Genomic DNA, 13,376 nt, shown 5'->3' with positions numbered 1-13,376 from the left:
GTTTGCGTCGCGCAGCGAATGTCGTTAGCGACTCTCTCACAGTGGCCTTTTCCCGTTCGGGGTTACTGTCTCATCTCCACTCCTTGGTAGTTACGATGTACCAGAAACTCTCGCCTTTCAAACCGACTTAGCCTGCCCCGTTGGTGATGACGCCATCCGGTTACTCTAATACCTTGTAAGCGAAGTGACGGCTGCCGTCCTTTCAAGTTGCTCAACCGCGTTTCCGAAGTTGCGGAGCGCGTACAGAGAATAAAGGACATCCACGACTTGAAGCTGTGCGATCTTTGACACCATCGACTCGTGATAATCAGCATCCCCGGTCACGCCCGTCACGGTTGGCGTAAACAGTTTGATGTCAGAATGGCGAACGATCGGGCTGTCGGAAAATGACGTGATGCCTAGCGTCATGGCCCCTTGTTCCTTGGCGGCCTTCAAGGCGTCGACGGTAGGGATTGTCCGGCCGGAATTGCTTATGCCGATGGCGAGTGTCCCGGGACCCAGCGTCGCGGTGGAAATCTGTCGAACGCCAACGTCACGAAAAAACTGACACGTCTTGCCAACACGCATGAAACGCATCAGCGCGTTTTCCACACAGATTAACGATGAACCCATCGCAAAAAAGGCCAGCATATTTGATGCCTCGATTGCTTCCACGGCGGCTTCTACCTGTAGTATGTTCAATCGGGCCCGGGTGTCTTCGACAGTAAGGGAGTAGCGACCAGCAATCTTCGAGACAACATCAACCGAATTGTCACCTTCTGCGATGTCTTCGTAGACCAGACGATCTGATGAGGCGGCGCCTTCAGATGCGGTCGACTTCGACAATTCCTCGGCGATTTGGATCTTGAGCTGCTGAAAGCTTGAAATTTTCACCTCACGTACAAAGCGCGTCACCGTCGATTCAGAGACCTTACACTGGGCGGCCAAGTCCTTGATCGAGATTGACTTAACGTCCTCTGGTGCCTCTAGAACGCGGTCAGCGATCCGCCGCAGTGCGGGGTTCATGTACGCTGACATCCAACGGATGCGACTGAGTATACCCTGCTGTGTTTCTAAATTCATTGCGATGTGCCCATAACTCGAAGAAGTCGCATTGGTTCGAAACAGTTGTACCCGGCATGAAGCGTGGAAGGAATTTTTTTCTTTGATTGACCTTACCGTGCGGTGTTCGCGGCTGTGGCAGCCTCAATTCCCGACCGCATGAACGCCAAGGCTTGGCGCGCGGCTTTTGTGGGATCGCTCCAAGGCTCGCGCCATATTGAGACTGCCGCGGAGAGATCGGGACCAAGTACAGCCGGTGAAAAGCTCTCGACCGTGAAGTCTCCAGTATATCCGGCGGCCGCCAGTGCACGGAAATACGTCTTGAAGTCAAATGTACCTGCGCCCAGCAATCCGCGATGATTGTCTGCCAAATGTGCGTATCCAAGCAAGGAACCCGCGCGCGCAATGGAAGCGGTGAAATCCGCTTCTTCGATATTCATGTGGAACGTGTCCATATGCACGAACAGGTTCTTGCCACCGATTTCGCGGATCGCGTCGGTGGCCTGGTCAATGGTGTTGATCAGGTGGGACTCATACCGATTAACCGGCTCTATACCCAAACGGAGCCCCAACGCACCCGCGCGGTCATCTAGCCTGCTGAATGATGCGAGCACTTGATCACGTTGAGCGGTGGTGGGGCCGACATCATAGTTGTTGAAAGCAGCATAGGTAATCCCGCTGACCGAAGGCGCGCCAAGGTCTGACGAAATCTCAAGGCATCGCTCGACCGTCACTTCGCCGGCAGCAGCGATGTCGGGGTTGCTACTGGAAATATCCGTTTCAGGACCCAAAGCCATGCCCAATCGCAATTCCAGGCCCGTTCCGGCCATCGCCTGCCTCGTCATTGCGACATCAATCTCGGACGGATCGAAAATCAAGACTTCAAGCAGGTCAAACCCGATATCCGCGGCGGCGCGAGTGGCCGATGCTGCGATGTCAGCCGTCCAAGCGTCACCGAAGACCAGATTATGAACGCCAAGTTTCGCGTCTTTCATGTGTATCTCCTTCAGATCGCTGTGCGTCGCGCCAATACGGATCGATTGACCAGGGATTTCTCTGCCGCTGCGTGCTGGCCTTGCATGAAGACAAGCGCGTTCTTCGCGAGACTGGAACTATCGCTCCAATGGGTTGTCCAGGCTGCAAGGGCGTCGGAAACGTCAGCATTCAAGATTCCGGGTGAAAAGGCCTCAAACACAATTGGGCCGTCGTAGTTCGCTGCTGCAAGCGCCCGGAAAGTTTGAGCAAAATCGACGGAACCTGAGCCAAGATAGCCACGATGGCTTTCGCCGATATGGACATGGCCGATGACATCGATGTTGCGACGGATCGCGTCCGAGACGTCATGCTCTTCGATATTCATATGATAGGTATCGATATGAGCAAAAAGGGCCGCGGGATCGACCTCGCGCACGATGCTTGCTGCGTCTTCAACTGTGTTCACAACGTTGCTCTCGTAGCGGTTCACGGCTTCGACCCCAAGCTGGACGCCAAGTTGACGCGCCCGTTCGGCCAAACGCCCATAGGTATCTCGGATTCGTTTTGGAGCATCCGAATCGCACGCGCTTAGATAGCGCTGCATGGCAGAATGGGTTACGCCGCCCAGTTTGGTCAGGCCCATGTCGCGTGTTGCGGCCAATGCGTCCGAGATCAGTGTTTCGCCAGCATCGGCAATGGCAGGATCGGCGCTAGAGATGTCAGCGTTGGCGTTCAGAGCCATACCAACAACTCCGGAAAGGCCATTATCCGCTAACGCCTTCGCGGTCAGATCGGCGCGGGCTTCGCTAGGATCAAAAATCACAACCTCGATCATACCGAACCCGGTCTCAGCCGTTTGAGCCATCGCCCGTTTGATCGCGTCGGGGGTCCAGACTGTTTCCCACACCAGAGCATGAATACCGAAATCTGCCATCACAATATGCTCCTTATCGTGCCACCGTCGGCTCGATGGCAGACGCCATTCATCGCTGTGTTTGTTGCAAGCTGTACAACTCCGCGGCCATGCATGGCCGGATCGATCAACTGCTGTGAAAGATTTCCGGGCTGCACGTAACGATAGAAATCCGTCAGAGCCTCATCAACGGTCTTGCCCTGATCTTTTGCCAGCCCCTCAAAATATCCCTGAACCGATTCAGTGGCCGTTGTGCCTGGCATGTAAGTGGTAACACGTACGCCGGTTCCCCGCGTGTTTTCGGATAGAGCCCGCGACAGGCCAAGCATCGCCGATTTGGTGGTGGAATAAGGCACCATATTCCCGATGGAACGCACGGCGGCTTCGCTTGCGATAAAGACGATACTGCCCTCCCCACGTTCGAGCATGTCTTTCATCACCAGTCGGGTGATCCGAATGCCGGTCATCAGGTTCGCATCGAAGTATTCAAGCCAGCGTTCATCGGTGACTTCGAAGAAATCGTTTACATCGAAGACCCCGATATTGTTGACTAAGTAAGAGACCGGCGCCCGCTCTGCGGCAAAATCCGCTAGCGCTTTTGCCCCCTCTGGCGTCTGAAGATCCGCCACGATCCCGTGCGCATTGGGCCCAATGTCCTGGCACGCAGTGTCCAGTTTCGATTGGGTGCGCCCGTTGATGATAACGATAGCCCCTTCATCGTGAAAAGCCTGCGCGATGGCTTTGCCAATCCCGCTGCCTCCGCCTGTCACAATGGCGACTTTTCCCTTGATTCCGAAATCCAATGGTCAGCTCCCTGCTGGTTGTTTGGTGAAGAAACCGCCCAAGGCGGATCCGATGCGCGCACGCCATACATCGAGGCCAACAGCAATCAGGATAATCAGTCCGATGGTGAGGCTTTGCATCGACGTTGTCACTGCATTCAGATTCAGACCGTTTTGCACGACGACGATGATAAGAGCCCCGATCAAAGTAGAGATCACGCGCCCTCTCCCCCCGGCGAGGCTCGCCCCACCGACAACGGCTGCGGCAATAGCCTGTAACTCAATCAGCGAACCGTAGTTGGGAGAGCCGGAATTCAGGCGAGCGGAAAGAAGAACCGCGCCAATCGCCGCGCAGAGGCCCGCAAACAGGAATGCAATCAGACGCACTTTGGCGACATTAATCCCCGAGAGGCGTGCCGCAGATTCATTGCCGCCCACCGCGTAGATCTCGCGCCCCAATCGCGTGTGCTCCATTATGATGGTGAACAAGAAATAGGCGCCAATCACATAGAAGAATGGCAACGGCAGCCCCAAGAATGTGCCGTAGAAGATCTCGCCCAATTGAGGAGACAAGGAAAAGGCCGGGGTGCCCCCATTGAGGGTTAGCGCAAGACCTTTGAAAGCTGATAAGCCCGCGAGCGTTACAATGAAGGCTGGGATGCCGACATAGGCCACCAAGATGCCGTTCACGACGCCGAGGCCGCAACCGATCAGCAACGTCAGCGGGATCGCCAACCAAAGATCAAGGCCCTGATTTTTGATAAACACGGCCAAACACATCGATAGGAACGCAATCATCGATCCGGGGGACAGATCGATGCCGCCCGTGATGATCACAATCGTCGACCCAATGGCGACGATTGAGAGGATCGAAACCTGGAGTGCAATATTGCGGAAGTTTTGCGGCTCAAGGAAATTGGGGGTGGTTAGGGCGACAAACGCCACAATGATAAGGAGCGCGACCAACGGTCCAAAATACTCCTGTGCTGCAATGCGCCGAACGAAACTGGATTGCGGCATGGTCTTTCCTCCTCAAGCGGCGGCGTAGGCTGCGGCATCGACATGGGCCGACGCCTGCACCAGATGGGCCGGTGTGACCTCTCCGGCGGGCAGCGTTTCAACGACGGCACCATCACGAACGATGCCGATCCGATCGCTCATCGCGATCAGTTCATTATGGTCAGAGCTGATCAGAACCACGGCGCAACCGCGCGCAGTGAGCTCATTGATCAATTTGTAGACGGCAACTTTGGCCCCGATATCGATGCCTTGCGTCGGCTCATCCAACAAGAGCACGCGAGACTGGGCAAACAGCCACCGCGCGATGACGATCTTTTGCTGATTGCCGCCGGACAACAAGTTGACGAATTTCTGGGCTGCGGCGGGCGAAATCTCCAGATCACGAATGAAGTCCTGTGCGACCGTGGCTTCGTGACGATGGCTCAACAGAAATTTGCTTCGGATCTTGTCCAATGCCGCGGAGGTCATGTTGGGGCCGCCATTAAAATTGAAAAACAGGCCGTCAAATTTGCGGTTCTCTGGCACTAGGGCCAACCCGGCTGCGATGGCATCACGCGTATGCCTTGGCCGGAACGACTTTCCATCGACCTCAATCTCACCTGCGCTAGCCGGGTCCGCGCCAAAGATAGCGCGCGCGATCTCTGTGCGCCCGGAGCCGATGACACCGCCGAGGCCAAAAACCTCGCCCTTCCGGACCTGGAAGCTGGCCCCGTTTGCGCCCTTTTCGGACCGTAGGTTCCGAACATCCAGCAACGTCTCGCCTGTCGCATTCCGGTCTTTTGGGTAATGCTCGTCGATGTCCTCGCCGACCATCTTTGAGACAATCTCGTGGACGTTCAACGCGGTCCCCCCCGCCGTTGACACAACCTTGCCGTCCTTCAAAATGGTCGCCGTATCCACGAGATCAACCACTTCGTCCAAACGATGAGAGATATAGAGGATGGCAACGCCACGCTCTTTCATTCGCCGCAGAAGGCCGTGGAGGGCAATGATTTCCTGTTCGCCCAGCGCTGTTGACGGCTCGTCGAGAATAAGAAGAGTCGCGTCCATCGAAATGGCCTTGGCGATTTCGACCAATTGCTGTTCCGCAACCGAGAGGTTTGAAACTAGGCGCGTTGGATCGATCTCGATGTCTAGAGAATGCAGAACCCGCGCCGCTTCGCGCCTCATACCTGCCCAATCAACAAACGGACCGCGGTGCAAATACCGGCCAAGAAAGATGTTTTCGGCGACGGTCAACGTCTGGGCCAATGAAAACTCCTGAAACACGGTTGCCACACCCATGGAACGAGCATGAATAGGAGTGTTCAAGTAAACGGCTTCACCGCGCAGTTTCAGGGATCCCGCATCGGGTTGATGAACCCCTGACAATATCTTGATGAGGGTCGATTTCCCGCATCCGTTTTCGCCCAGAAGGCCGTGGATTTCGCCGGAAAAGAGCCGGATCGAAATTTCGTCATTGGCGCGCACTCCGGGAAACACTTTGGTGATCCCGTCGAGCTCCCAGATGGGGGATCGACTGTCCATATCACGTCTCCAAGGAAAGAAGCGGGACGGGAGCGAACCGCCCCGCTGGCCGAGAGTGAGAGATTAGTATTCCCGGGACGGGGCTGGGAACAGATCCTCCGGCGCTTGCAGCACCTCGACCGCGTTACCCGCGTGAACGATGCGGGTCTGTGTGTTGACGTAGCCACCTTCTGTATCACCATCGAGTAGCGAAAGGACAAAGCATGCCGCCGTACGGCCCATGATGACCGGTGCCGTATCGGATGTTGCAGTCATGCCACCGGCCGCGATGTCTTCCAGCGCGCCCGTGTCGCCGTCATAGCCCAAGATCGTGAGATCATTACGCCCCAGCGCCCTTGCGGCCAACACGGCGCCTAGTGCCATGTAATCGTTGGAGGCATAGATCACATCGACGTCAGGATGGGCTTGCATCAAATCCATCGCGGCGGTGTTGCCACGCTCGACACTCCAACCGCCATTGATCCGGCTGACAATTTCCCAATTGGTGCCTTCGATGCCGTCAACAAAACCGCCTGCCCGCTCAGTCGCGAGATAGCCTGGCTCACCGTCGAGGATGCCGACATTGCGCGCATCGCCACCGGCCTGTTCGATGGCCCAATCCGCCAGCGCATGGTTCACGGCGCGCTGGTTCACACCTACAACGCCATGGACTGGGGTCGGGAAATCGGGAATGTCGGAATTGATGATGATGACCGCTTTGCCAGCATTAACTGCTTCTTCAACCAAAGGCGCCAAGGCACTTTCATCGAAGGAAATCAAGATAATGGCATCCACGTCAGGGCGCGACGTCACATCTTGTAGCATCCCCATCTGACCCGCCAGGTCGGATCCAGAATAGGGCGACAAGGTGAACCAATCGACGTCATCACGCGTCTCAGCGATGTCGGCAATCCCTTCACCCAAGGCGATGTGGTAGTTAAATTCGGTGCCCATCGGCAAATAGGCGATCGTGATCCCATCGACGTCGTTTACGATCGTCGATAGCTCAGCCTGCGCGCCTTCGTTCAGCGCTGCCGGCTCCGCGTATGTGCACTCTTGCGCACCCGCAGCGCTCGCCAAGACGATCAGTGCAACGCTTGTAAGTAACCCTGCTGGTCGTTTCATTGGGGTCTCCTCCTTACCCATTGGATATCGCGGGCAAGTCAAAAAATCCCCGCCCTCCAAAAAACAATAAATTCGACACTCGCTGTATGTAAAGGAATTTCTTTTTATTTGGCAGGGAGAGAATTATTTTCTTAGCGTGAATAGCTGCCCACGTTCAGCGATGGAAACGTCTACGTCGGTGTCGATGTTCGATATTCGCATCCGTGCGTCCGACGGGTCTACTGTATTGAACTCAAACAGATTAAAATGGTGCCCGAGCATATGAGACGCGCCGATTGCGTTGGTCAGATGCACCGCCTCTTCCACAGTCAGGTTGCCTGGAATTCCATTTGATGCCCGCAGTGCGTCGCGCCCGTTGATGGGCAGTAGCGCAAGGTCGACACCGAGGTTCCGCACGGCAGGAACGAGCCCATCGAAGGGAATCGTGTCACCTGAATGCCAAATGGTTAGGCGTCCAATGGTAAGAACGAACCCCAGAAATGGGTGCAACCCGTCGGTTGTCAGGGAAAGAGTCTCATGGGCCGCAGGCGTTGCTGTGACAGCCACATCGCCCATGTCCATGCTTTCTCCAGCGTCGATCATAAACAGTCGATCTGGCGGCACGCCTCGCTCCAACGCCGTTGTGCGGGTCGCTCTTGGGACAAGAACTCGCATGTCTGGGTTCGTGGCGACCAGATCCGGGATTGTTCCAGGATCCATGTGATCCGTGTGCGCGTGGGTGCAGAGGAGCCAGTCGATGTCCGTCAACTCCGCAGGCACAAAGGGCGCTGGCGTCATTCTGATGTGGGGGAACTTCTTCCCGAAGTACTTTTCGGCCAAGGAATTCGACAGATAGGGATCAATTATGATGCGCTGACCCGCTCCCTCAATCAAAAAACCCGCTTGCCCGAGCCAGATCAAGGCAACGCAGCCTTGCGGCACGGCCAAATCATTGGGTGATGTAAGTGGGCGCTTTTCAAGGCTCGGCCTCACGGTGCCAAAACTTTCAGTATGTTGGCAACTGCCACTTCTGTCGCCCGGCGCACGCTTTCCTCGGTGAAACCGCCAGCATGGGGGGTCAGAATAACGCGATCATGGGATAGCAGGGCAGATGGCTCGGGCGGTTCGGTATGGAAGACATCGGTGGCCAATACCGCCAGATGATCCGCCTCCAATGCGTCAAGCACCGCAATATCATCAATCAGGTCTGCCCGAGCGGTATTCACAATCACGCCGCCGGGTCTCATCCGGGCCAAGGCAGCTGCGTCAATTAAGGGTGCCTCGGACGGCGGGCAATGCAAGGTGACCACGTCGGATTCCGCAAACAACTCCTCCAAATTGCCGAGCCGAAATCCCTTTGGCGCAAAACCCTGTGGCGGATTGGGATCATTGCCGATCACATGCATGCCAAGCCCAAGCGCAATTTCCGTCACTGTACGGCCAATGGCCCCGCAACCGATGACACCGAGCGTGCGCCCCTCAGCTTCCACCCCGCGCCGTCTTGCCCATTCCCCATTGTGCAGCCGTGCGTCGGACCAGGACACATGGCGAAATGCTGACATCATCAGGGTGATGGCGAGCTCCGCCACGCCACGTGCGTTTGCACCGACCGCCCGCTCAATCCGGATGCCACGGGCATCCGCAACGCCAAGATCAATGTTGTCCACACCGACCCCATTGCGACTGATGACCTTGAGGTCCCGCGCAGCTTCAAGCACGGATTTTCCAACAGGTTCGACACCCGCCAACCATCCGACACAGCCCGGTACACTGGCCAACAGCTCAGCCTCGGACGGCGTTCGACCCGGCGCGGGATACACAAGTTCATACCCCCGGTCCGTCAGTGCAGACAAAGCGGGATGCCCCGCGCTCGATAACGAACGCGGCGTGATCGCAATTTTCATAATAACCTCAGCTAATTAGAGGATCATCCATTCCAGCGCGGATTGTCGACCATCGTGGGTTTTCCATCCCGCTCGACCATCAGCTTGCGGAAGCCCTTGGTGGCGATGGTGCCGTAGTCGTGGCCGGCATGGCCGGGGAAAGCGAAGAACATAACGAAAGGCTCAGTGGCAGAAATGTTGATCGAACGGTGCGCCCAACGTCCGGGGACGTAGACGACATCGCCTTTCTTCATTTCACGCCATTCAACTTTACCCTCCGGCGTTTCCATCATCATGCCGCCATGGCCGGAGAGGCAGTAGTAGACCTCTGCCGTGTCCAGAACCGTGTGAAAATGGCCTTTGGTCATGAAGTACTCATCACCAACCTTGCCAGGTTTGATCGACGTTGTGCCGTAAGCGACGTTGCCGCTGGTCTCGGGCACACCCATGTCGAAATACTCGTAGATCAGTGCGTCATCTTCGGCCATTGCAGCGCTGAACGCGTCTGCGTCGTAAAAGTATCCATCCAGCGATTTCAGGGTTCGGGTCAACGGATCCGCTGCCTCCGAAGCGCCGGTCACTGTGTCAAAGTCAATTGTGGTAGGGCTCATATCTGACATATCTGGTTTCTCCTGTCAGGAAGTGGCGTTTTTCGCGATCCGGCTCAATTTATCGAATTCGGGACCGGACATTGGAATGTCGATGTCGAAGACTTCAGCGATGACGCGGGTCCAGCCGTGGATGAAATACACCCAGCCATCTTGGACGGTGAGGCCACGGGCCTCTTTTTGAGCATTGGCCTGATCAAGAAAGATCAGGTCGCCGCGGTAGTTGAATTCCCAGACGATTGCGCCTTCGGGATAGACAACGGAATTGGTCAGTGGCGAACCGGGGCGGTCCTTGCCCAGCCCTGTCGCATTGGCGACCATGGATTTTGGAGGAAGGGCCGCGACAACCGCGTCAGCGCGCTCCGGCGTTGCCGTCAGCACGTAGTCGATAGGGATCGAGAACCCGATCTGGGCGTGGACGTTGCGCATCTCTTCAAGGCTTGAGTCCCGTCGCGCGGTCACGACGATCCGCGACGGCACATCATCCCCGGCGGCCTTCTTGTTGTGCAGATAGAGTGTCAGGGCCAGAGACGACCCGCCAGAGCCCAGAATGCACAGTGTACCGCCGCTTTCAGTCCAATAGCCATCGGCCACGATTGCTTCCAATGCGACACCGACGCTAATCGGGTCCTTCGCGTGGCCAACCAACCGTGAGCCGCGCTTAGAGATCGAACTGATCTCGTGGAGGGTTTTCGCGTAAGGGTCCAACTCGTCGAAAAGAGTCTTCGACGCCTTGAGCAAATTGACCTTGTGCGACGTCACCAATCCCCCAAGCGAATGCGGATCGGACTTCACAAATTCGACGGCCGCGCGGTAATTGGCGTGTGCATCGTTCAGGGGGAAGTCTATTCCCTGCAGGACAGCGTCGAGGCCAAGGTGCTCCGCCCAGGCAGGGAAAACCTTCATGATCGAAGATTTGGTCGTCGTTACCCCGAAGAAATACATCGTCGGTTGCGTCGCGGGTTGCAGATCCATCACGCATGCTCCTCCCAATCACGGGCGCGATCAGTGGCCTTCAACCACCCGGCATAGAGCTTGTCCGCTGTTGCACGATCGACTTTGGGGTCGAATTGCTCGTCGAGCGTAAACGTCTCGCGCAGCGCACTTTTGTCTTGCCAAAACCCAACAGCCAATCCAGCCAGGAACGCCGCGCCGCGCGCCGTGGAGTCTACAATCGTCGGGCGCAGAACGCTGACATTCAACTGGTCGGCCTGGAATTGCAGCACGAAATCATTCATCGCCGCGCCGCCATCCACTTTCAGGTCAGCAAGCTCGATCCCTGTATCTTTCTGCATGCAATCAATGACATCGCGGATCTGGTAGGCCATAGATTCAAGCGCCGCGCGCACAATATGGTCGCGATTTGTGCCACGGGTGATCCCTACGATAGTGCCGCGCGCGTACTGATCCCAATGTGGGGCAGAAAGGCCGGTAAACGCAGGCACGATGTAGACCCCGTTGGTGTCCGGAACGGCCTTCGCCGACAACTCGCTTTCGGCGGCATTATGAATGATCTGAAGCTCATCGCGCAGCCATTGGATGACCGAACCGACTGTGAATAGCAGCCCTTCAACGGCGTAGTCGACCTTGCCGTTCACCCGGCAGGCGACCGTAGTCAGCAGCCCGTTGTCGGAATACTTTGGTTTGTCGCCCACGTTCATCATCAGCGAGCCGCCGGTGCCGTAGGTCGCTTTGACCATGCCGGCCTCAAAGCAAGCTTGCCCGAACAGCGCTCCTTGTTGATCGCCAACTGCGGAGGCAACCGGTATCTCTTCGCCATCGAAGATCGCAGGGTCGGTGGTGCCGTAGACCTCAGAAGTGTCCTTGATCTTAGGCAGCACCGCACAGGGCACCCGGATTTCATCCATCAGCTGCTGGTCCCATTTACAGCTGCGAATGTCCATCAGCTGGGTGCGTGACGCGTTAGAGACGTCCGTCACATGGACCTTGCCGCCGGTCAGATTCCAGATCAGCCAGCTGTCGATAGTGCCGACGGCCAATTCACCCTTTTCCGCCCGCGCTCGTGCACCTTCGACATTGTCGAGAATCCATGCGATCTTTGTACCGGAGAAGTAGGCGTCAATGACAAGACCTGTCTTCTCCCGAATGAGCGCTTCCAAACCCCGTTCTTTCATCGCGTCACATATCTCAGCTGTGCGACGATCCTGCCAGACGAGGGCATTGTGAATTGGCCGTCCAGTCTTGCGATCCCACACGACAACGGTTTCGCGCTGGTTGGTAATCCCGATGGCAGCGACTTCAACAAACTTGGCTTTGGCACCCTTCATCGCATCACGAATGACGCCAAGCTGGGTCGTCCATATCTCTTGCGGATCATGCTCTACCCAACCGGGATTGGGATAGATTTGCCGGAATTCCTGCTGCCCGATCGAGGCGATTTCGCCGTTGCGGTCAAACAGGATCGCTCGCGCACTTGATGTTCCTTCATCAAGGGCCAGCACGTATTTTTTCTCGGACATTACGGCTCCTCCCAATGGTGCCTTAGCCGTTCGGCTTGAACAGAATCTTGTGATAGGGACCGAAGCTCCGATCCTTCAATTTCTGAAAGATTTCTGGAGCTTCGTCCAATGTAGCGCGATGGGTGATCAGCGACTCTACAGCCAATCGCCCAGCCTCCAGCAAGCCGATTATATCGAACCATTCCTTGCCCGGAAACGGGACAGAGTAACTGTTCCACGATCCGATCACCTCAAGTTCCTCGCGGACCATTTTAGCGAAGGCAGCTTCGCCAAAGGTGACATCACCATAGGCAGTCCCGTACAAAATGACCTTGCCCTGTTTTGCGCAGGCCAGAATTGACAGATCCCGCCCCTTGTCACTTCCCGCTGCTTCCAAAGCGACTGCAACTCCGCGTCCGCCCGTTGCGGCCTTGATCGCGGCCAAAGCGTCGGCCTTTGCGGGATTGATACAGATGTCCGCCCCAACCTGACGCGCCAGTTCCAATTTGTCTTCGTCCACATCGATTGCAATCAATGGGTGCGCGCCGGACAACTTAGCAAACTGCAACGCGAAATAGCCAAGCGCGCCGCATCCGACCACCGCAACAGCATCACCGAGCGATAGGTCAATCTTGTGGATCCCGTGCAGAATGATTGCGGCCGGTTCGATCGTTGCCGCCACTTCCAGACTGACGCGATCCGGCACCTTCAAGACATTTTTGGCGGGCGCCCGGAGGTATTCGGCAAACGCGCCATCTGTGCGTGAACCAAGGAAATTGTAATCGTCGCAAAGCGAATACTGGCCCCGGTTACATTCTAGGCAGTCAAAGCAAGGCATCAACGGCGCAACCGCCACACGGTCACCTTTTGCCAGATGATGCACGTCTTCCCCGACGGCTTCGATTTCTCCCGCGAATTCATGGCCCGGGATGGTCGGGAAGCTGTAGGTGCCCGTGGTCATCACGCGCCCGATGTCCGAACCGCAGATCCCGCACGCGGCTACTTTTACCAGAACTTCATCGGCCGCGATTTCGGCCGGGATCGCCACGTCCTCGACGCGCAGATCGCCTGGTGCATGTAGAACT

14 protein-coding genes and 1 pseudogene are annotated in these 13,376 nt (G+C 56.5%); 1 reads left to right on the top strand and 14 read right to left on the bottom strand.

What is annotated here, in order from left to right:
* Positions 1-165: 165 nt before the first annotated feature.
* The 14 genes and pseudogenes from V8J81_RS00345 to V8J81_RS00280 form a co-directional block, all read right to left on the bottom strand.
* On the bottom strand, positions 166-1,062 hold the full coding sequence (locus V8J81_RS00345) for a MurR/RpiR family transcriptional regulator (RefSeq protein WP_368473767.1): 897 nt from the start codon (positions 1,060-1,062) through the stop codon (positions 166-168).
* A 92-nt stretch (positions 1,063-1,154) separates the two neighbouring features.
* Entirely contained in the window at positions 1,155-2,036 is an 882-nt protein-coding gene (locus V8J81_RS00340; protein WP_368473766.1) for a sugar phosphate isomerase/epimerase family protein, read from the bottom strand.
* A gap of 11 nt (positions 2,037-2,047) precedes the next feature.
* Positions 2,048-2,950: a sugar phosphate isomerase/epimerase family protein gene (locus V8J81_RS00335; RefSeq protein WP_368473765.1), complete on the bottom strand. Its 903-nt coding sequence runs from the start codon at positions 2,948-2,950 to the stop codon at positions 2,048-2,050.
* Positions 2,950-3,732: an SDR family NAD(P)-dependent oxidoreductase gene (locus V8J81_RS00330; protein ID WP_368473764.1), complete on the bottom strand. Its 783-nt coding sequence runs from the start codon at positions 3,730-3,732 to the stop codon at positions 2,950-2,952. Before V8J81_RS00330 ends, V8J81_RS00335 begins: the two co-directional genes overlap by 1 nt.
* Before the next feature lie 3 nt (positions 3,733-3,735).
* Entirely contained in the window at positions 3,736-4,731 is a 996-nt protein-coding gene (locus V8J81_RS00325; RefSeq protein WP_368473763.1) for an ABC transporter permease, read from the bottom strand.
* Positions 4,732-4,743: 12 nt separating this feature from the next.
* Positions 4,744-6,258 (bottom strand): sugar ABC transporter ATP-binding protein, encoded by a 1,515-nt coding sequence (locus V8J81_RS00320; RefSeq protein WP_368473762.1) that lies wholly within the window; start codon positions 6,256-6,258, stop codon positions 4,744-4,746.
* A 63-nt stretch (positions 6,259-6,321) separates the two neighbouring features.
* The gene (locus tag V8J81_RS00315; protein WP_368473761.1) at positions 6,322-7,362 is read right to left on the bottom strand and encodes a sugar ABC transporter substrate-binding protein; all 1,041 of its coding nucleotides are present in this window, start codon (positions 7,360-7,362) and stop codon (positions 6,322-6,324) included.
* 123 nt (positions 7,363-7,485) lie between these two features.
* Positions 7,486-8,283, bottom strand: a complete 798-nt coding sequence (locus tag V8J81_RS00310; protein WP_368477569.1) for an MBL fold metallo-hydrolase — start codon at positions 8,281-8,283, stop codon at positions 7,486-7,488.
* A 47-nt stretch (positions 8,284-8,330) separates the two neighbouring features.
* Positions 8,331-9,245, bottom strand: coding sequence for a phosphoglycerate dehydrogenase (locus tag V8J81_RS00305; protein ID WP_368473760.1), 915 nt, complete (start codon positions 9,243-9,245; stop codon positions 8,331-8,333).
* Between the two features lie 23 nt (positions 9,246-9,268).
* The gene (locus V8J81_RS00300) at positions 9,269-9,844 is read right to left on the bottom strand and encodes a glucose-6-phosphate isomerase (protein WP_368473759.1); all 576 of its coding nucleotides are present in this window, start codon (positions 9,842-9,844) and stop codon (positions 9,269-9,271) included.
* Between the two features lie 15 nt (positions 9,845-9,859).
* Positions 9,860-10,807 (bottom strand): shikimate dehydrogenase family protein, encoded by a 948-nt coding sequence (locus tag V8J81_RS00295; RefSeq protein WP_368473758.1) that lies wholly within the window; start codon positions 10,805-10,807, stop codon positions 9,860-9,862.
* Positions 10,807-12,312 (bottom strand): glycerol kinase GlpK, encoded by a 1,506-nt coding sequence (glpK, locus tag V8J81_RS00290; RefSeq protein ID WP_368473757.1) that lies wholly within the window; start codon positions 12,310-12,312, stop codon positions 10,807-10,809. Before glpK ends, V8J81_RS00295 begins: the two co-directional genes overlap by 1 nt.
* A gap of 22 nt (positions 12,313-12,334) precedes the next feature.
* Positions 12,335-12,997, bottom strand: a complete 663-nt coding sequence (locus V8J81_RS00285) for a zinc-binding dehydrogenase (protein WP_368477568.1) — start codon at positions 12,995-12,997, stop codon at positions 12,335-12,337.
* Positions 12,998-13,048: 51 nt separating this feature from the next.
* Positions 13,049-13,255: pseudogene (locus V8J81_RS00280) on the bottom strand (alcohol dehydrogenase catalytic domain-containing protein); the annotation flags it as partial.
* Here V8J81_RS00280 and V8J81_RS00275 point away from each other — a divergent pair.
* Complete coding sequence (locus tag V8J81_RS00275; RefSeq protein WP_368477694.1) at positions 13,169-13,372, top strand: hypothetical protein; 204 nt, start codon at positions 13,169-13,171, stop codon at positions 13,370-13,372. The pseudogene V8J81_RS00280 and the gene V8J81_RS00275 overlap by 87 nt on opposite strands.
* The last annotated feature ends 4 nt before the right edge of the window (positions 13,373-13,376 follow it).

It is taken from the genome of Gymnodinialimonas sp. 202GB13-11 (assembly GCF_040932485.1).
In the GTDB taxonomy this organism is placed as follows: Bacteria; Pseudomonadota; Alphaproteobacteria; order Rhodobacterales; family Rhodobacteraceae; genus Gymnodinialimonas; species Gymnodinialimonas hymeniacidonis.
Note: the sequence above shows the minus strand (reverse complement) of the source record. Positions and strands in the feature narration are given on the sequence as shown.